This is a genomic window from Lactobacillus sp. OTU4228, assembly GCF_001006945.1.
In the GTDB taxonomy this organism is placed as follows: Bacteria; Bacillota; Bacilli; order Lactobacillales; family Lactobacillaceae; genus Lactobacillus; species Lactobacillus amylovorus.
Genome location: NZ_CDLD01000001.1, coordinates 81,262 through 100,245, shown reverse-complemented (window position 1 = coordinate 100,245; position 18,984 = coordinate 81,262). Strand labels below are relative to the sequence as shown.

17 protein-coding genes are annotated in these 18,984 nt (G+C 41.0%); 1 reads left to right on the top strand and 16 read right to left on the bottom strand.

Annotated features, from left to right (window positions below):
• From BN1206_RS00520 to BN1206_RS00460, 13 genes are all read right to left on the bottom strand, one after another.
• Positions 1-565, bottom strand: a 565-nt coding sequence (locus tag BN1206_RS00520; RefSeq protein WP_156172722.1) for a helix-turn-helix domain-containing protein, incomplete at its 3' end; no start/stop codon positions are given.
• A 557-nt stretch (positions 566-1,122) separates the two neighbouring features.
• The gene (locus tag BN1206_RS00515; protein WP_052542718.1) at positions 1,123-3,075 is read right to left on the bottom strand and encodes a M13 family metallopeptidase; all 1,953 of its coding nucleotides are present in this window, start codon (positions 3,073-3,075) and stop codon (positions 1,123-1,125) included.
• An 84-nt stretch (positions 3,076-3,159) separates the two neighbouring features.
• Positions 3,160-4,377 carry an MDR family MFS transporter gene (locus BN1206_RS00510; protein WP_013641399.1) on the bottom strand — a complete coding sequence of 406 codons (1,218 nt, stop codon included), beginning with the start codon at positions 4,375-4,377 and terminating at the stop codon, positions 3,160-3,162.
• Between the two features lie 98 nt (positions 4,378-4,475).
• Positions 4,476-5,684: a DUF438 domain-containing protein gene (locus BN1206_RS00505; protein ID WP_022087594.1), complete on the bottom strand. Its 1,209-nt coding sequence runs from the start codon at positions 5,682-5,684 to the stop codon at positions 4,476-4,478.
• The gene (locus tag BN1206_RS00500; protein ID WP_052542716.1) at positions 5,684-6,265 is read right to left on the bottom strand and encodes an iron-sulfur cluster assembly protein; all 582 of its coding nucleotides are present in this window, start codon (positions 6,263-6,265) and stop codon (positions 5,684-5,686) included. The genes BN1206_RS00505 and BN1206_RS00500 overlap by 1 nt, the downstream gene beginning before the upstream one ends.
• A 70-nt stretch (positions 6,266-6,335) precedes the next feature.
• Entirely contained in the window at positions 6,336-7,049 is a 714-nt protein-coding gene (gene nrdG, locus BN1206_RS00495) for an anaerobic ribonucleoside-triphosphate reductase activating protein (RefSeq protein ID WP_013641398.1), read from the bottom strand.
• Positions 7,033-9,228 carry an anaerobic ribonucleoside-triphosphate reductase gene (nrdD, locus tag BN1206_RS00490; RefSeq protein ID WP_013641397.1) on the bottom strand — a complete coding sequence of 732 codons (2,196 nt, stop codon included), beginning with the start codon at positions 9,226-9,228 and terminating at the stop codon, positions 7,033-7,035. Before nrdD ends, nrdG begins: the two co-directional genes overlap by 17 nt.
• Before the next feature lie 119 nt (positions 9,229-9,347).
• Positions 9,348-9,671 carry a hypothetical protein gene (locus BN1206_RS00485; RefSeq protein ID WP_013641396.1) on the bottom strand — a complete coding sequence of 108 codons (324 nt, stop codon included), beginning with the start codon at positions 9,669-9,671 and terminating at the stop codon, positions 9,348-9,350.
• The gene (locus BN1206_RS00480) at positions 9,619-10,176 is read right to left on the bottom strand and encodes a BspA family leucine-rich repeat surface protein (protein WP_081456844.1); all 558 of its coding nucleotides are present in this window, start codon (positions 10,174-10,176) and stop codon (positions 9,619-9,621) included. The genes BN1206_RS00485 and BN1206_RS00480 overlap by 53 nt, the downstream gene beginning before the upstream one ends.
• A gap of 351 nt (positions 10,177-10,527) precedes the next feature.
• The gene (locus tag BN1206_RS00475) at positions 10,528-11,796 is read right to left on the bottom strand and encodes a carboxylate--amine ligase (RefSeq protein WP_013437001.1); all 1,269 of its coding nucleotides are present in this window, start codon (positions 11,794-11,796) and stop codon (positions 10,528-10,530) included.
• A gap of 21 nt (positions 11,797-11,817) precedes the next feature.
• Positions 11,818-13,767 carry an asparagine synthase (glutamine-hydrolyzing) gene (gene asnB, locus BN1206_RS00470; protein ID WP_013437000.1) on the bottom strand — a complete coding sequence of 650 codons (1,950 nt, stop codon included), beginning with the start codon at positions 13,765-13,767 and terminating at the stop codon, positions 11,818-11,820.
• A 117-nt stretch (positions 13,768-13,884) separates the two neighbouring features.
• The gene (locus BN1206_RS00465) at positions 13,885-15,282 is read right to left on the bottom strand and encodes a metallophosphoesterase family protein (protein ID WP_013436999.1); all 1,398 of its coding nucleotides are present in this window, start codon (positions 15,280-15,282) and stop codon (positions 13,885-13,887) included.
• A gap of 55 nt (positions 15,283-15,337) precedes the next feature.
• Positions 15,338-15,823 (bottom strand): hypothetical protein, encoded by a 486-nt coding sequence (locus BN1206_RS00460; RefSeq protein WP_013436998.1) that lies wholly within the window; start codon positions 15,821-15,823, stop codon positions 15,338-15,340.
• 150 nt (positions 15,824-15,973) lie between these two features.
• Here BN1206_RS00460 and BN1206_RS00455 point away from each other — a divergent pair, with 150 nt between their 5' ends.
• Complete coding sequence (locus BN1206_RS00455) at positions 15,974-16,546, top strand: DNA-3-methyladenine glycosylase I (protein ID WP_013436997.1); 573 nt, start codon at positions 15,974-15,976, stop codon at positions 16,544-16,546.
• 47 nt (positions 16,547-16,593) lie between these two features.
• On the opposite strand, the gene phnE (BN1206_RS00450) is transcribed toward BN1206_RS00455, so the two are convergent.
• Genes phnE (BN1206_RS00450) through phnC form a run of 3 tightly spaced genes read right to left on the bottom strand, consistent with a single transcriptional unit; the run spans position 16,594 to position 18,970 of the window.
• Complete coding sequence (gene phnE / locus BN1206_RS00450; protein ID WP_013436996.1) at positions 16,594-17,406, bottom strand: phosphonate ABC transporter, permease protein PhnE; 813 nt, start codon at positions 17,404-17,406, stop codon at positions 16,594-16,596.
• The gene (gene phnE / locus BN1206_RS00445; protein ID WP_013436995.1) at positions 17,406-18,197 is read right to left on the bottom strand and encodes a phosphonate ABC transporter, permease protein PhnE; all 792 of its coding nucleotides are present in this window, start codon (positions 18,195-18,197) and stop codon (positions 17,406-17,408) included. Before phnE (BN1206_RS00445) ends, phnE (BN1206_RS00450) begins: the two co-directional genes overlap by 1 nt.
• Positions 18,197-18,970 (bottom strand): phosphonate ABC transporter ATP-binding protein, encoded by a 774-nt coding sequence (phnC, locus tag BN1206_RS00440; RefSeq protein WP_013436994.1) that lies wholly within the window; start codon positions 18,968-18,970, stop codon positions 18,197-18,199. Before phnC ends, phnE (BN1206_RS00445) begins: the two co-directional genes overlap by 1 nt.
• Positions 18,971-18,984 lie beyond the last annotated feature (14 nt).

Below are 18,984 nucleotides of genomic sequence, written 5' to 3'. Positions count from 1 at the left end.
TAATCAGTTTTCTAAAACCAGCAATGCGGACAATTCCCAGCTTAGGCAATTTAATATGTTTAGCATCAATAAATCTAGCTGTCCCGTTATCAAGATAGGCTTCTGACTGCTTAGGATATTGACAGTTAGTCTGATATGACCAGTCGCTGCGTTTTTTGTGAAAAGTCGGAATTCCATAACCAATCTTGCGATAGTTGTTCCAAGCTTTCTGATAATTTTGAATGGCGTTGGCAATAGCGAGGCTATCAATTTCTTTAACACGCAAAAAGCTATAAGTATCACGAATATTCTTAGGCTTAGCCAATAATTCATTATTGATGACTACTGTTTCTGCCAGTTGGACTTCATAGCTATTAAGAGCAGAAAAAGCAAAGGGCATTGCTCGATTTTGCCTATTAGCTAAATAACTTTTAGCATGGTAGCTAGTCCGATTGCGTCCGACATAAGAGTTGTAGACAAAGCGCTGCGCATCATAGTTTAGTTTAATGATTTTCTTTTGCTTAGAACTAGGATAAAAGCGAAGCTTAACGCCAAAATGATAGGCTAAACTGCTCATTCTTTTCATGTATTTCACCTCCTCATAGATTAGATATTTATATTTTACAGGATAAGCGAACATATGTCTCTATTTTTAGAATAAAAAAAGCTGACTGCTAGGTCAGCTTGGCCCTATCCATCCCCGCATTAAAATACGGGGATTTTCGGGCGTTTTTCATTAAAAAAGAGCAAATATTATAGTTGTATCAATTTTCTGTCGATAGAAAATAAAGCATAAAAAAAGCGGTCTTTCGACCGCCCACAATTCTTTCGAGTCGATAGCTAGTCGACTCTCAACATACGTTATAGTGTATCATTTCTTCATACTAGTATTTATACCATCGGACGGTAAGATGATCAAGCGTCTTAAGAAGTGGATCAAAAAAAGTCTTAAGTCACTTTTCAATCACTACCTGCGTTAAATCGTAATCCGACTAAACCATACCAGGACAGTTGGCCTTGTTGCCAACTGTTTTTTGATATTATTTTATTACACTAATTTCTATCATCAAAAAAACGGCATTTTTTAACGATAGATAAAGAAATAACCCCATCCATTTGGATGAGGTTATTTCTTTATCTAAACTACCAAATTACCACACGTTTTTCAGGATCAAGCCACATACCGTCGCCTTCCTTAACGTCAAATGCCTTGTAGAATTCTTCTTGGCATTGTGATTGAACGTTGGCACGTTCTGGACCAGGTGCGTGAACGTCAACTGAAACTTGCGTCTTAATAGACTCAGTAAGTTGCTTGTTAGCCCAAATACGAGCAAAGTTTTCAAACAACTTCTTCATATCGCCGTTTTCACCCTTGTTAGCTTGAACAGCAGCAGTCAAACCACCTTGGTCAGCAATGTTTTCTGAAACAATTTGCTTACCGTTCAAAGTTACAGGACCATACTTGATGCCGTCGAACAAGTCGATTTCAGCTTGCGTACGCTTCTTGAATTCTGCGTAGTCAGCGTCAGTCCACCAGTTCTTCATGTTGCCGTATTCGTCGAATTGCGCACCGTTGTTGTCGAATGCGTGTGAAACTTCGTGGGCGATAACAGTACCGATACCACCGAAGTTTTCAGCACGATCTTGCTTCAAGTCGTAGAATGGTGCTTGCAAAATTGCGGCTGGGAAAGTTAAGTCGTTTCTTTGTGGGTCGTAACAAGCGTTAACCAAGTTACCTGGCATGAGCCATACAGTACGGTCAACTGGCTCGTGCAACTTCTCTACGTTGTACTTAACTTGTTCAATTTCAGCAGCTCTAGCGTTTGAGTAAAGGCTGCCACCTTCGCTAGCTGGGGTTACGTGCAAACGATCGTAGATTTCTTCAATCTTGTCTGGATAACCGATCTTCAAGATCAAGGCACGTAACTTAACGATTGCCTTGTGCTTAGTTTCTTCAGAAAGCCAGTCATTGTTCTTGATACGTTCTTCGTAAACATCAAGCATCTTGTGAATCATTGATAAAACGTCTTTTTTAGCGTCTTCGCCAAAGTAAGTCTTACCATAGTAAACACCAACAACTTCACTAAAGATGCCGTTAGCAAGGTGGTATGCTTGCTTTTCTTGGCTTTGAAGTTCTGGTTGACCTGACAAAGCTTGGCTAAATGGGAATGATGCTTCACGGAAGTCTTGTGACAAGTAGCTAGCAACACCATTGATGAACTTAACGATCATCCAACCCTTGATTTCATCGAAGTTGTCCTCGTTAATCAATTCATCGAAGTGATCCAAGTAGCGAGGTTCTGCGACGATTACGCGGTCTGGAACTTCACCCAAAGCTTCCTTCAAGAAGTAGTCCATCTTGAAGTTAGTAATTTTCTTTTCAAAGTCTGAGATTGGCATTGGGTTGTACATTGCTGGGTAGTCTGCCCATTCTTCAGATGACTTAACTACCTTAGATACCTTGTCATCGAACTTCATGGCATCGTCAACGTATTCTTCAGCTTGACCCACTGAAAGACCTGCCATCTTAAGAAGCTCAATTGATTGCTTCTTCAAAACGTCGAGCAATTTTTGTGCCGCATCAGTCTTATAAGTAGTTGTATCTGGCAAGAAAATTGATGAACCGAAGAATTGCAATACATTGATCTTAGTGTTCTTCATATCGGCATCAACGTCGAAGCTGAATGGCAATGCAAAAGCCGCCTTGAACAAGTCTGGAGCCTTCAAGTTGAAGTCAGCAAAGTCACGAATACCTTCAAGCAAGGCTAAATCAGCTTGGATAGGCTTAGCACCATCTTCATCACGACGCTTAAAGTCACGCGCTAACTTGTAAAGTTCAACTGCCTTCTTCAAGTTAGGCACATCAGCAACTTCTTTTTTACCATCGGCAAAATCTGCGAAGTCCTTCATCAACTTCTTTTCAACATCAAGGTCAATGTTGTCGAAGCTGGCAATTCTTGAACGATCTGATGGAATCTTGACGTTTTCAAGCCATTCAGAGTTAACTGCTAAGTATAAATTATCTTGTGGACGAGTACCTACTTTGGGTTCGAGGATGTCGCCGGCACCGCCGCGAACGGCCATTTTATTATTCATTCAGGAAAATCCTCCTTTTTTGGTGTCTAAAAAATTAAATCAAGCTAATTATATCATTTTAATTTAATTTTGTATGCTTTTTACTTACTTATAAATAGTTAATTCTTTGTGCACTCTCATGTAAGTTGGAATCATGACTACGATCATCAAGGCAATCACGATAGCGGCTACCCAGAAGAATGGAATATAACCAGCATGGTCGATGATTAAACCACCAAAGAGCGGTCCAAACGCACGCCCGATCCCGGAAGCCACCATGTTGGCACCTTGGTACTTGCCTTTACTGGTAAGTGGTGACAAGTCGTTGACGTAAGCAGGAATAGCTGGGAACGCGGTTGATTCACCCAAGGTCAAGATGAACATTGATAAAGCGAAGTGCGCGAAGTCTTTGGCAAAAACTAATGTGATAAACGATAGTGAGAACATGCAGATCCCAAAGATGATCTGATGGAAGAGATTTTTAAAAATATTAGGAAAACGAGCCAGGATCCCTTGCATGATGACGATAACGCCGGCATTAAGGGTCCAAAGCAAGCTGTACAAGTGGAATGGAATTCCAAGTGAAACCATGTAAACGGACAAGTTGGATTCCCAGTTCATGTACATCAGCCAAGTTACGCCCAGGGTGGTGAAGAAGACCATCGTCATAATGAAGTTGCGCTTTGGCATTGGTTCTGCCTTGTGCTTTTCACCCTTCTTATGCTTGGCCATTCTTTCCTTGTGGAAGGCGATAATTGGCTTGTAGTTGAAGACTGCATTGATGAAGGCAATTACAAAGAGTAGTGCCGCAATCACGAATAGAAGTGTAATTGAGAAGTCGTAGAGGTATCCTACGATCAAAGTACCGGTTACCACACCCAAGTTTTGTGAGAAGTACAAAACGTTGAAGACGTAGCGGCTCGGATATTTTTTCAAACTAGTGGCAACGGAGTTGATCAAGGTTCCGTTCCAGCCGCCCAAGAAGCCGGTCAAAGTCAGCCAGACCCAATATTCTGGCCAGCCATGAAATGCGGCCATCAAAAATAAGACTGCGGCATCTAGACCTAAGCCCCAGAGCATCAATGGGTACGGATTGTATTTATCATAAAGACGTCCTGAAATAATTGAGCCGAGGATGTTGCCGGCACAGTTACAGAACAGGACCACACCAATGATTGACAGACTGATGTGCAGCTGTTTGTTTAAGTAAACAGAAGTTAATGGCCAAATGAAACTAGCACCGATCCAAGTAGCTAATTCACCTACGATCAGCCAAATTAACTTAATTTCATCAGTTTTAATTTTTCCATGTGCATTTTTCATATTTGCCTCCCTAATGTTCTTTTTCTCCATTGTCTAGCTTATCAAGAAGTACAAAAAAAGAACAGTGCCAAGCTGACACTGTTCGTAAACTATTTAACTTATTCTGTTTTCTTTTGTCCCGTCAATTTTTCAATGTCGGTGATATCTTGCGCCACCTCGAGGCATCCCAGATACTGATCATTGTCATCATGGACGGCGTAGTAACGCAAATAGAGCTTTCTACCCATCTTTCTTGGCGTGAACCAATATGAGATCTCGTTCTTCTTACCTTCATGAAATTCCTTGAAGATCTTCTCGATGATTGGCTTGCTGGCCGGTGTGTGGCAGGAGAAGACGGAGTTGCCGATCGCGTTTTTAGAATGAGGGAAAATATTCGCACCGCCGCCGAAGTAAGCTACCTTGTCGTTAGCATCGACGAAAGTTAAAGCAAATGGCAACATGTCTAAAATTGCGGACAGTTGTTTTAGATTCAATGATCCTTCCTTGAAGTTAATGAACAAGCTGGAAAGATTATCAACCGAAATTGGGCCGGCAGCCTTTGGTTCTGCTTTTGGCTTCCAATTCATTGGTGGGTTGATCAAGGTGTAACCGATTTGCTTTTCTTCTTGCTTAACGTTTTCCCAATCTTCGGGGGATGCCACTTCATCGATCATTGGAATCATGATGTCTTCTTCTTTGAAGATCATCTCGAGTACTTCGTGGCTAGTTTCCTTGATTGCCTTATCTAATTTTTCTGCATCAATTGGATCAGTATTAGCAATCTCATTTGCTTGTTTAATTAAACGTCTAATCTTGTCATCCACGCCCCACATTACTTGTGGCGGAGCAGTGATGCCGTACTTGGTCATTAGTGGAAAAAGCGAGGTTTCTTTTCTCGCATAGTGCTTATCGATCGTGGCTAAATCAGACAATGCTTGTTTGATTTTATCTAAGGTTTCATCAGATTTGTTATCTTCCCACTTTTTCAAGTTAGGCAATAAAAAGTCATTGACCAGCGACTTGATAACCACGTTTTCCTGCTTGATTGTGTTCACCGGATGACCTGGCATGGAAAAATCAGGATTCTCCTTGTTTTCCTTGATATTGCCCCTAAACACATCAGCGTGAACGTTACACAAATATTGAATCTTGCGTGGATCCAAACCTTGTGCGATTAATTCCCGCTCTGCTGCCGTAATTTCAGATACGTCGACCTTATCGAACGCCTCCTGAAACATCTTCTTCGCTGTCGCAAAATCGCCGCCATCTTGGATATAATGCAAGATCTTGAGCAGCGCCTCTTGTCTTTCTTTACTTAAATTCGCCATTATTCAATCACCTTGTAGCCCTTTTCTTCAAAAGCCTGTTTAATCTTGTTTAAATCGATCTTCATTGCTTGTGCACCAAGCGGAATCGTCATTACTCTACCTACTGTGCTGAGCAAGCCTGGAATCTTAATTCTGGTAAAACCGCAGTCATACATAATCTGGATAAAATCAGGATATTCATCAGCCAGCTTTTTAATTGGCACAGAAAAGTCGATGACTTTTTGTTCTTTTTCAGTATCTTCGATCTCTTCTTTTTCACTTTGATCATCAAGCATCCCCAGCTGCTTCTTAGCGGCCTCAGTCATCCTCTCAGGCGACCAAACAGGATACCAGACTAATCGTACCTGACATGAATCAATGCCGTTAACGGTCAATACAGCCTGTTTAATGTGGTCTTGCAAATAAGTAGACAATGGACAACCACTGATCGTCAAAGTCATTTTTACCGTAGCCTTCGTGCCTTCAATATCAATGCCATAGATCAAACCCAAGTTAACAATATCAACCTGCAATTCAGGATCGATGACCTTTTGCAAGGCTGTCATAATTTGATCAACTAACTCTATTTTTTCTTTTTTCATCATTTTTCTCCACAAAATAAGGGTAACTGTAAATCTAATTTTACAATTACCCCTTGTTTTTATCTATTATCTATCTTTGCAATTTATCCCAAATAACGACTTTGCCAGCCTTGAGTGACTTAGGCACATCGATAATTCGTTGGTTGCTTGAACCTCTGAATTGCAAGGTCAAATCTTTCTTTGCTTCAAGGAATCGTCCATCAACCAAGATATCGATCTTCGACAGCATTTCTTTTTTATCAGGAGTTTCCTTTTGCAATTCATCCCAAGTGTAGCCTGACCAAGACCAGATGTCTTTGGTATGACCAAATTCTTTTCTCACCCGGTTGATAATTTTCAAGCAAACCCAAGTGTTCAAGAATGGTTCACCACCTAAAAGGGTCAAACCTTGCACATAAGGCTGAGACATATCTTTGATGATCTGGTCTTCAAGGTCTTGCGTATAAGGCTGACCATAGTTGAAGTTCTGCGCTGCCAAGTTGTAGCAACCCGGACAGTCAAACAAACATCCAGAAACGTAAAGGCTACATCTTACACCTTCACCATCAACGAAGTTGAACGGCTTATAGTCCGCAATCTTGTGCAAACTATGCTCTTCACTCTTCCATTCTTGTGGTTTAGGATTCTTAGGCATCGCCTTTTGCTTAAGCAACTTCTTTGCATGATCGACCTGAGGCTTATATTGATTTGAGTCAACAAATACCGTATCACCATCAATATTAACCTTGATCAAACTGCTGCGAATGTCAGGGCCTTCTTGATCGTTTTTATCTTTCTTTGGCATTTTCTTTAGTTTCCTCTTCAGCTTCTTCGCGTACCAAGCCCATGGTCATGTGCTTTACTCTGTGAGCAATTTCTTCATGACGACCGTGAACCATAGGTCTCTTCAAAGGATTACCAAGGTAGCCGCAGGTTCTCTTTACACAGTCACAAGTACGTGGATCGTGGTTGCCGCAGACTGGGCATTGGAAGCCTTTAGCAGTAGCCTTGAATTCACCGGCAAAACCACACTTGTAGCACTTGTCGATTGGGGTGTTGGTACCAAGGTAGCCTACCTTGTCGTAAGCCCAGTCCCAAACGGCTTCAAGAGCTGCTGGGTTTTGCTTCAAGTTAGGGTATTCGCAGTAGTGGATGAAACCACCAGCAGCGTATTTTGGATAATCCATTTCGAAACTCAACTTTTCAAATGGAGTTGGGTGCTTTCTAACATCGTAGTGGAATGAGTTAGTGTAGTATTCCTTGTCAGTGATGTCCTTAACCTTGCCGAACTTAGCAGTATCAAGTCTGCAGAAGCGGTCGGTCAAACTTTCACTTGGAGTTGAGTACAAGCTGTAGTGGTAGTGGTTAGGATCTTCCTCTTCCCACTTAGCACATAAGTCATGCATCTTCTTAACGATCTCAACAGTGAAGTCGTGAGCTTCCTTGTTGTGTTCCCAATCGGAACCGTAGAAGACAGTACCTACTTCGTAAAGGCCGATGTAGCCCAAGGAAATAGTGGCACGGCCGTTCTTGAAGAGGTCGTTAACGTTGCCATCTTCTGAAAGACGCTTGCCAAATGCACCGTATTGGTAAAGGATTGGTGCGTTGACTGGCTTAGCTTCGGTTACGCGGTGAGCCTTGAATTGTAAGGCTTCGTGGCAAGTTTGCATTCTAACGTCGAAGATCTTCCAGAACAAGTCCATATCGCCGTGACTTTCCATAGCGATTCTTGGCAAGTTAACAGTGACAACACCTAAGTTCATTCTGCCTGAGTTAACTTCCTTGCCGTTCTTGTCCTTCCAACCTTGTAAGAATGAACGACAACCCATTGGACACTTGAATGAGCCGGTGATTTCTTTAATCTTGTCGTAGCTCAAAACGTCTGGGTACATTCTCTTGGTTGAACATTCGATGGCAAGCTTCTTAACATCGTAGTTAGGATCGCCTGGGTGCAAGTTGAGACCCTTCTTAAGGGTGAAGAGTAGTTTAGGGAAGATCGCGGTTCTGTGTTCTTTACCCAAACCAGCAATTCTGATTCTTAAAATGTCTTTTTGGATTTCTTTTTCAATCCAAGAAGTACCAAGGCCGAAGCCCAAGCTAGTAAATGGTGTTTGACCTTGGCTTGAGAACATAGTGTTGATCTCGTATTCCAGGCTTTGCATAGCGTCGTAGATGTCTTTCTTAGTACGCTTCTTAGCAAAAGCATCTGCTTTTTCTTCATCGTCAATTAATTCTTTAGCATCCTTTAAGTGCTTTTCGTAGTTCTTTTGAGCAAAAGGAGCTAAAACTTCATCGGCACGGTCAAACGAACAACCACCGTATTGACTTGAAGCTACGTTAGTGATGATTTGGGCAACTTGGCTGGTAGCAACGCCGATTGAGTTAGGACTTTCCATGTAGGCATTACCAATCTTGAAGCCGTTGGTAAGCATTTCTTTGAAGTCGATCAAGCAGCAGTTAGACATTGGTGAAAGTGGAGTGTAGTCTAAGTCGTGCCAGTGAATGTCGCCGCGAAGGTGGGCTTTAGCGATGTGTTCAGGCATCATGGTCAAACCAACGGTCTTACCTACTGTACCAGCGGTCAAATCACGTTGGGTGCTGAAGACATCACTATCTTTATTTGCGTTTTCGTTAACGATGGTTGGGTCTTTATGAACTAAGCGTTCCAAACGGTCCTTAGTATCAATTTGTTTTTCCCATTCGGCAACGTCGTGCTTGCGGTAAGCAACATACTTTTTGGCAGCTTCAATATAGCCAAGTTCATTCAAGCTTTGTCTAAATGCGGCCGCAACATCTTGTGCCGTTACGGTGTCATCATCAAGCTTGTCCATAATCTTGCTTAAAATAATTGTCTTAACATCATCTAAGCCGAGAGCGTGAATAACCATTTCCAATTTGAATAATTCGAACGGATATTTAGAGCCGTCACGCTTAACGAACATTGTTGGTGTTTCTAGCTTTTGCTCCAATTCTTGCTTTAACATAAAGATCAACCTCTCTAAATTTATGAATCAATCTTACCATAAAACACAATATCTTGTATTCTATACATATAAAGGCGTCTACACCTTGTATTTAGCAAAAGACTGCTGTTAAGAGATTTTTAGCACGAAAAAAAGTTGGGAGAAATTTTTCCCAACTTTTTAGCACCTGTTTGTGGCAAAGGCTTTTGATTTTGTTTCTTGTTAGCTGACACTACACCTTGTGGTTTAGCTGTTGCTTGAGGATGTTGTTTGGTTTGTGTGTTATTCAATACAGTACCTTGTGGCTTAGTAGTGTTCTTTACTGCAACTGCTGGAGCGTACTTTCTACCATGTCTGTTGGTTGCATTTTCTGCGTGTGGCTTGACGGTCTTACCGTTGTCCTTAGTCTTGTTAGGCTTGTTTTCTGGTTTGACTGGAGCCGTGGTTGGTTGAGCCGGAGTCACAGGAGTTTCTGCTAGTAGCAATTTCGCCCAAATGCTTTTGAATTTCGTTTACAGCTTCTTCAGCAGAGTTAAATGCTTTAGCTGGAAGTGTTTCAACAACTTGGCCGTTGATTTCTACTTTGTATAAGTAGTGTTGGGCATTATCTTTACCAAAAACATCAGTACCTCTATTAATATTTTGAGCGCCACTCTTTACAATAACCATTAATGGTGTTGCTACCCGACTTGGGCTAAACATATTATCCGTATGAGCATTATCTTGAATTTCCCAGTTACTTAAGTTAACCAAACATTGAATCTTATAATCACTTAAGAAAGTAGAAGTAAAATTAGTTACTTTAGAAACATCCCAATTTTCCAAACCATCGATTTCAACCAAATTATGATCCATCGCAAAAGTTTGAGCTATCCTATCGACGCCAGTTGTATCCAAAGCACCAACATCAAGCTTCTGCAAGGTACCTGAACTAGCAAAGGCATAAGATAAATCAGCAGTGTTTGGAATGACTACATCGCCAACATAGGTAACGCCAGTCTTTGTCTTTACTTCAACATTGCCATCGCTTAAATTACCATAGTCTCAGTCATTAATATTTACTGCTCTTCCGGCTAAATAACCGTTAAAAGGACCCCAAAAAGGCATCTGAATATGGGCTAGCTTATACACTAGTAGCTGGAGCCGCAACAGAAATCCCCATAATAGCTGCTGCCGCAATAATACCTAACTTTTTAATTTTCATCCTTTTTTCCTCCTTGAAAAAATTCGTTGTCATTATATCATCAATTATTTATTCCAAGGATAGAAACAAAAATAAAAAAGCTTGGAAATAACTTCCAAGCTTTCTTAAATATTCAATTACTTATTTTTCTTGAAGTATTGACCCTTGTTTACTTCGTAGTACTTCTTGTAACGAGCGTAGTAGTTGTGGAACATGTACTTCATCAAAAGCCAACGCTTAAAGTTGCGGTCTTTGTCGTAAAAGACAGTAGTACCATAACGACCTTCGTGAATTAATTCTTCTGCAGTGTCCTTAGCTTCGTTTTCAAAGGCGTATTCTTTAAAGATCTTAACTGGTACACCCATCCATAAAACGTGCTTAGACTTCAACTTATTGCCGTATACGGTGTCCTTATCCTTCAAGCTGTCTTCAACGTAATCGTCGATGTACCACTTAGCCAAGTTGTAACCGTTCAAAGTTACGTAGAAGCTTGAACGACCTTGACGCAAGTTGATTTCGAAGAACTTGTATTTGCCGTCACGAGTATCGTACTTGATATCGAAGTTAGCCATACCAGTGTAGTTCAACTTTTCAAGGAAGGCTTGAACTTGTTCGTATAACTCTTCGTCGTATGCTGGCAAGATAGTCATGTAGTTACCGATTGATTGTGGGGTTGGGTCTTCCAATAATGGGTGACCTAAGCACATCATCTTAACTTGGTGGTTCTTGTCAACGTAAGCATTCAAGGTTCTCATGTTTGAGTCATCACCAGGGATGAAGTCTTGCAAAATAAGGTCTTCAGTATAACCATTGGTGTAGATCTTGCCTACGATATCCTTGAATTCATTTTCATCGTGGATGGTGAAAGTCTTCTTACGACCTTCGAATTGGCAGTTAAGCCATGAAACTGGGTCTTCTGGCTTAAGTTCTACTGGGAATTGGAATGGCACATCAGTGTACTTGCCTGACTTGTAATCATCCATAGTGATGATCTTAGTCTTTGGATACGGCAAACCATATTCTTCGGCAACTTCGTAGAAGCCTTCCTTAGAAATTAACTTTTCAAGCAAGTCGTAATCGATGTAAGGTACGATAAATACCTTGCTCAATTCTTCCTTGTGCTTTGAAAGAAGTTCCGCATAACCATCACCACAAGCAATCAAAATTACTGGTTCCTTGTGATCCTTGTAGATTTCCATCTTTTTACGCATAACATCCATAAAAGTTGGATCTGCGCTAAAACCATGGTGAAGTTCTACGTCAACAATCTTTGAATAACGGGTTGCGGCAAGTTGGGCATCAGCCATTGCCTTAACCTTGATGCCGTATGCTTCGTTGAATGAACGAGCCATACCATAAACGTTAATGTCACTACCAAGTAAAATTGGTGTAAATTTCTTACTCATTATCTTCAATAATCCCCTAAATTAAAGTAACTTACCTTGCTTAATCAAATTAGCAACTTCAGGTTGAACATGTTGGTACTTCTTAACAGTGTTTTCGTAATCTACGAAGAACAACTTGTACCAAACAAGGAAGGTGTAGATAGCCCAGATTTGTCTTCTGTGTGAGCCATCGCCTTCGTAGTTGTCATCAAGAAGCTTAATTATCTTCTTTTGATCGAAGATATCATTTACGAATTCTTCTTCGAACAAGCTGCGTACTTGCTTGTAGAAGCGTGGTTCCTTAAGCCATTGTTTGATTGGTGTTGGGAAACCAAGCTTTGGACGCTTAGCCCATTCGTCAGGCAATACCTTTTCTGAAGCCTTACGAAGTGCGTACTTGGTATCATGACGGTTTACCAAGTACTTAGTTGGGATTGAGTTAGCTAATTCTGCGATCTTCTTATCAAGATATGGCACACGAACTTCAAGTGAGTGAGCCATTGAGATCTTGTCGGCCTTTTGTTCAATATCGTTAAGCATGAAGTGGTGCAAATCGATGTATTGCATTTGCTTAACGTTGTCGATGCCCTTAACCTTCTTGAAGTCCTTTTGGTAAATGCCGTTAACAGTCAACTTGTTGCGGTAAGTTGGCTGCAAAATGCTGTTGGCATCCTTTGAGGTAAAGATAGTTGGGTAATCCATGTCGTAAATTACTGATTGACCAACGTAGAATTCACTTGGTTCAGCCAAATTGGTGTACATGTGAACTTTACCTGGGAAGTTAGGCATCTTCTTAATCTTGTGGGCCAACTTAACTTGCTTATTCTTAGGCAACTTCTTAAGTTCGCTAGTGAAGACCTTGATCAAATCATTATGGGTGTGCATCCCGTAGTTAACATAACCGGCAAACAATTCGTCGGCACCTTCACCAGAAAGCGCAACAGTAACGTGCTTACGAGCCAACTTACACAAGTACCAAAGTGGGATGATTGATGGGTTGGCATCAGGTTCATCCATGTGGTATTGCATTTCTGGGAAATCACGCATAGCTTCATCGGCGTCAACCTTGTCACTGAAGAACTTCCAGTGGTTGATGTCAGCTAAAGCCTTAGCCTTTGAAGCTTCATCGTAAGTTGAGTCGTCAAAACTTACTGAGAAAACGTCGTCTGGGTTAAGCAAAGTGGTCAAGTATGAAGAGTCGATACCTTCTGACAAGAAGGCACCAACCTTAACGTCGGCGTTTCTGTACAAGTCAACAGTTTCCTTCAAGTCATCGTTGATGCGCTTCAAAGTTTCTTCAAAGCTTAAGCTGTTTTCCTTGTATTCAGCATCCCAGTATTGGTGGGTCTTCATTTCGCCATCTTTGTATTCGAACCAGTGACCTGCTGGGAATCTGTAAACACCCTTAAAGAAAGTTTCTTCAAGGTCGTTGTATTGGTTCATGAGGTATGGCTTAACAGCTTCAACGTTCAATTCACGCTTGAACTTTGGATATTCCAAGAAACTCTTAAGTTCTGAACCAACAAGCAAGTGGCCATCTTGGTTGCTGTAGTACATTGGCTTGATACCAAAGAAGTCACGTGCACCATAAAGGGTCTTGTTGTTGTCATCCCAGATAAGGAAAGCAAACATACCACGTACCTTCTTAAGTAAACCATCCATGCCCCATTCTTCATAACCGTGAAGCAATACTTCAGTATCGGCCTTGGTAGTGAAAGTGTGGCCTGCTTTAATTAATTGTTCTCTTAATGGCTTAAAGTTGTAAATTTCACCATTAAAGATAATTGCTCTAGTTTTATCTTCATTATAAATAGGTTGCGTACCCCCACGAAGATCGATAATTGACAATCTTCTGAAACCAAGGGCAACCTCATCGTTAGTGTAGTAACCGTCGGAACTAGGTCCACGGTGCTTGATCGTAGCCATCATTTTGCCAATAACGGCCTGTTTTTCGTTTATTTTTGGATCATAAAATGCGACAATTCCGCACATATTTAAACTTCCCCTAAGCTAAATTCTCTCTACTTTATCTATACATATTTTTCTACGTTAACCTTTTTATTATAAGCTAAACACTTGTAATAGCCAAATAGCTTTACTCTTCTTTAACTAAATAAAATATACTCGCCGTCTTGCGGCAGCGCCATAGCCAAAGACTTGAATGCGGTGGCGTTTCAAATCAACGTTAACGATATAACCGGCCGCTTCATTGCTGTGGTCGATCTGCCGCTTCAAGTTCTTATTGAATTTGGTTGTTAAAGAATGTTTTGGCCCCATTAAGGCTGAGCAATTAAACAGAATATATTGGATACCATTGATGCGATATTGATCTTCGCGGTGACGGTGGCCGCAGAAGTAGGCAATGATGCGCGCATTCTTTACGTGCGTAAAGTCGAAGTCATTGGATAAACGGAATTCTGCTGGTTCACCATCGCTAGCATGCATGCGGCCCTTTTCTCTTTGATTAAAGGCAACGAGCAATTCATGCAAAGATCTACCGTTATATTTAAGGGCGTTACTGCCCTTGCGATTAATTGGGTTGGCATGGCTCATGAAGATAATCTTCTTGTTGGATGATCTAGTCAGAATTTCGATGATCTCTTCAATTTGGTCTTCACGCACGGCCAAAGTAATCTTGGCATCGTATTTCTTTTGTCCCTTATTATTCAAAACATAAGGCAAATCCGACGTATTAACGGAAATGACGCGGATATCATCGAAGTCAAAGTATGCTACACCATGTTGGCGTGAAATATAATGGATATTCTTTTGCCGGTACATGTCAGGCCACATGATATTTTCAAACTCATTTTCTGGGAATGAAGCCTTCAAATCATGTTGCTCGTCAAACTTATCATTTTCATCGTGGTTGCCCTTAATATTTAAGTAAGGAAGCGTAGCAGACTTAAACGAATTGTTTAACTTGATCAGTTCGCTTTCGCCAAGTAGACCAGCATCAGATCCATCGATCCAATCACCTAGGTGGGCCTTCATGTTAAGCAAACCTGATTTTTCAAGGTAAGAAAATTCTTGTACGTGCTGCAAACCATTCCAGCCGTAAAAATCGATACTATCCTTGTCTTTAAAGTGGGTATCGGTAATCACGCCGATATTCACTGAGTTTCTACCCTCACGAATATGCTTTTTTACTTCATTGGTAAAATCATCAAGATAATCTTCTACTAAATAGCGACGGCCCGTCTTTTTATTTCGGAAAGCACGAAAACGCCCCAGCTTTTCATTATATTTACGCACGTATTCTGGTGCGAGTTCTGCTGTATTCTCAGAGCTTAAGCCTTGACGCAAAACACCATCTTTGTCTTGATAAACGGTCAAGACAAACTTCTTGCCATCAGGCGTACCATCTTCTGGTCCCACATGGTATTCGCCAATGGTCGTGTATTTTTGCATCGGATCGAGCAAGCCCCCCTCTTTCTCGATTGCGGAACGCTTTTTTGCTCCGATGATCCTATCAACTATTCCTTTTGTTTGTTTAAAAAGATTCATTCTTTTCGCCTCAAAGACAAAAAAAGCCGGTCCAACACGAACCGACTCAAATAATTTATTCGTTGTGTGCTAAAGCGTAAGCAGCAAGTCCTATTGATAATACAGCGTCTTTAGATAATACTTCTTGTAAATCCTTGGCAGCGATTGCTTGGACTGCGCCAATAACCTTCAAGCTGTACACAATAACCCGGTAATCAGTTGCTGGGTCGTATAAATCATCTTCATATGGATTTTCATGGTTGTAAGTTAAATTGATTTCGTCCTTATCAACGTAGCCGTCAACGTGGTTCGTTAAAATACGATCATGCAAATCAGTTAACTTGTTTGCCATCTTAATCAAAGTTAATTTATGATCGCTTTCTGCTTCGTAGTATTGTTCTTCGGTCATATCGAAATAATCCTTGATCGGATTATTTAAAACGCCTAAGTTGTCGATCACCTTGTAAACAGCTTCGGCATCAAAGTCTTGTTCACCATTCAAAATCTTGTCTTGTGATAAGGCTAAATCGTCAGCCAACATCATGGTATCTAATTTTTCCATATGATCCTCCTTAAAATTCAACCCTAATTATAACAAAAAAAGCTATTTAGGCCCCTATTTCATGCATAAAAATAAAATTTCTTAGAAAAAAATTGGTATTTTTTGCGTAATAAATAGTGTAGGGTAAAAATATAGATTGAGGAGAAAAATATGAACGATCAAATTATTAGCCGCTGTCCATGGGGCGACGTTAAAGACAAGGCAATGCAAGAATACCATGACCACGAATGGGGCAAGCTTAATTTAGATGAGAAATATCTCTATGAGATGCTGGTGCTTGAACTTTTCCAATCAGGTTTGAGCTGGAGCACGATTTTGCATAAGCGCGAGAATTTTAGAAAAGCATTCAAAGACTTCAACGTGGAAAAAGTGGCGCAGATGACCGATTACGATGCGAGGATGCTCATGCAGGACAAGGGCATCATTCGCAACCATTTGAAAATAAACGCCGCAATTAAAAATGCGCGAGCAATTTTAGCAGCAAGAGAAGAACATGGCAGTTTTGCCAAATACCTGCAAAATTTCATCCCTAGCCAAATCATGCATCATCCCGAAATCGTTGATGATGTCCCTGCTTCAAACGATCTTTCCAAGAAGATTTCTAAGCAAATGAAAAAAGACGGCTTCTTCTTTGTGGGGCCAGTTATCGTTTATTCATACCTGCAAGCGATCGGCTTAATCAACGATCATTTAGAGCGCTGCAATTTCAAATACCGGGCATAGAAAAAAGAGCGAAGAATTATCTTCGCTCTTTTTGAGTTCATTAACAATTAAACTAACTTCTTACGGATCCAACCTGAAATCCAGTCAATAATGACAACCATAATGATGATACCAAGTAAGATGATACCTACACGGTCCCATTGACGATATTGAAGTGCAATGATCAATGGGTAACCGATACCACCGGCACCTACCAAACCAAGGATAGATGCAGAACGAATTGAAACATCAAAACGGTACAAGGTGTTAGAAATCAAAGCTGGCATCAAGTTAGGCATCGTTGAAAACATGATTACGTGGAACTTAGAACCACCGGCTGCGATCACAGCTTCGTTTGGTCCCTCTTCCAAGTTTTCAATGGCTTCTGAGAACAACTTGGCAAGCATACCAACTGAGTGGAAACCTAATGCCAAAACACCGGCTGCAGAACCAGGGCCTACGGCCTTGATGAACATCAAAGCAAGAACAATTTCAGGGAATGAACGGATAATTGCTAAAACAATTTTACCGATTCTCGAAGTGTACCAATGCTTGTGTCTAGTGTGAGCTGCCCAGAAGGCAAATGGCAATGAAATGATTGCGGAAATAAATGTACCTAAGAAAGCGATACAAATGGTTTGCCATAATTGTGAGATCAAGTCTTCACCTGAGCCATTGTAAACATAGCTCCAGTCCGGATGGAAAATGCCGGCGAAGATCGCACCAGCAATTTGACCAGCAGTAGCTTTAATACCACCGAAGTTAATGCCGGTACATGACCAAACAATAATTACAACAGTCGCTATCGCAATCAGCCAATGCGCTGCTTGTTTCTTACGGTCAACGGGTTTAGCGGGTAATTTTTTCATTGTAGTATCCATTATTTCATTAACGCCTCCCGTGACTTAGATGATACATAGTCGATCAAAACAACAACTACGATGATAACGATGATAATCGTACCAGTTTGAGCGTAATTGAAGACTTGCAAAGTTTGTTGCAAGTTAAGACCAATACCACCGGCACCGATATAACCAAGGACTGTTGATGCTCTGACGTTGATTTCAAATGCGTATAAAACATATGAAATGAAGTAAGTGATGATTTGTGGCATAACTGCGTAATGGATAATTTGCAGCTTGTTTGCACCTACAGCAGTCAAAGCTTCAATTGGACCTGGATCAATGGTTTCGATTGCTTCGTAGAACAACTTAACAACCACACCAAAGGTGAAGACTGCCAAAGCCAAGATACCGGCAACTGGGCCGATACCTACGATAGCTACGAAGATCGCACCAAGAAGCAAGTCAGGAATAGTTCTGACGATATTCATAATGACACGAAGTACGCCAGTTACAGCCTTATTCTTAACAATATTACGGGCAATCAATAATGAGTAGATAAATGCGACAACAGATCCAATTACGGTACCCAAAACGGCCATCTTGATGGTTTCAATCAACTTAGGCCAAACAACGTTCAAGTAGCTCCAGTCTGGGTGAGACATTTGCACGAAGATATCAGCAAATTGGTCCCAGTTTTCAAACAAGACGCTAATGTGCGTGTTAGTGACGTTGATTGAAATAAATAGTCCTGCAATCATGATGATTGTCCAAACCAAGTTCATGACTTTGAACTTGCGCTTAGGCAATTGATTTATTTGTTCAGGCATTATTCTTCCTCCTCGCTGCCGTTACCACCATTGTAAATATTAGTGAAGACAGACTTAGGAGTATCTTTCATCTTGCCATCGTAAACCACTTGACCGGCACGAATACCGATTACTCGTTCACCAAATTGTTGTGCAAGTTCGATACTGTGCAAGTTAGCAACTACGGTCATGCCATATTTTTCATTAAGCATCTTCAAGTCGTTCATGACTCTCACTGAAGTCTGTGGATCAAGTGATGCAGTTGGTTCATCGGCCAAGATGATCTTTGGATTTTGCATAAGTACACGCGCAATCGCTACACGTTGTTGTTGACCACCTGATAACTCGTCAGCACGTGCATAAACTTTATCGGCCAAATCAACTTGTTGCAAAGCTTCATAAGCCTTTTGTTTATCTTCTTTACTGAATAAGTTAAAAGTAGTCTTCCAAGTTGGGTAGTAAGCTACGCGGCCTACCAAAACATTGCGCAAAACGCTAGAACGTTTAACCAAGTTAAAGTTCTGGAAAATCATACCAATATCGCGACGTAATTCACGCAAATTCTTGCCCTTGGCACTTGTAATTGATTTGCCGTCAATCAAAATATCGCCTGAGGTAACATCGTGCAAACGGTTGATTGAACGCAGCAAAGTTGACTTACCAGCACCAGACAAACCAACAACTACTACGAATTCGCCTTTATTAATAGTTAGGTTGATGTCCTTTAAACCGACAGTACCGTTGTCGTAGATCTTGGAAACATCTTTTAATTGGATCATTGGCTTATCTGCCATTTAATCGTTAACTC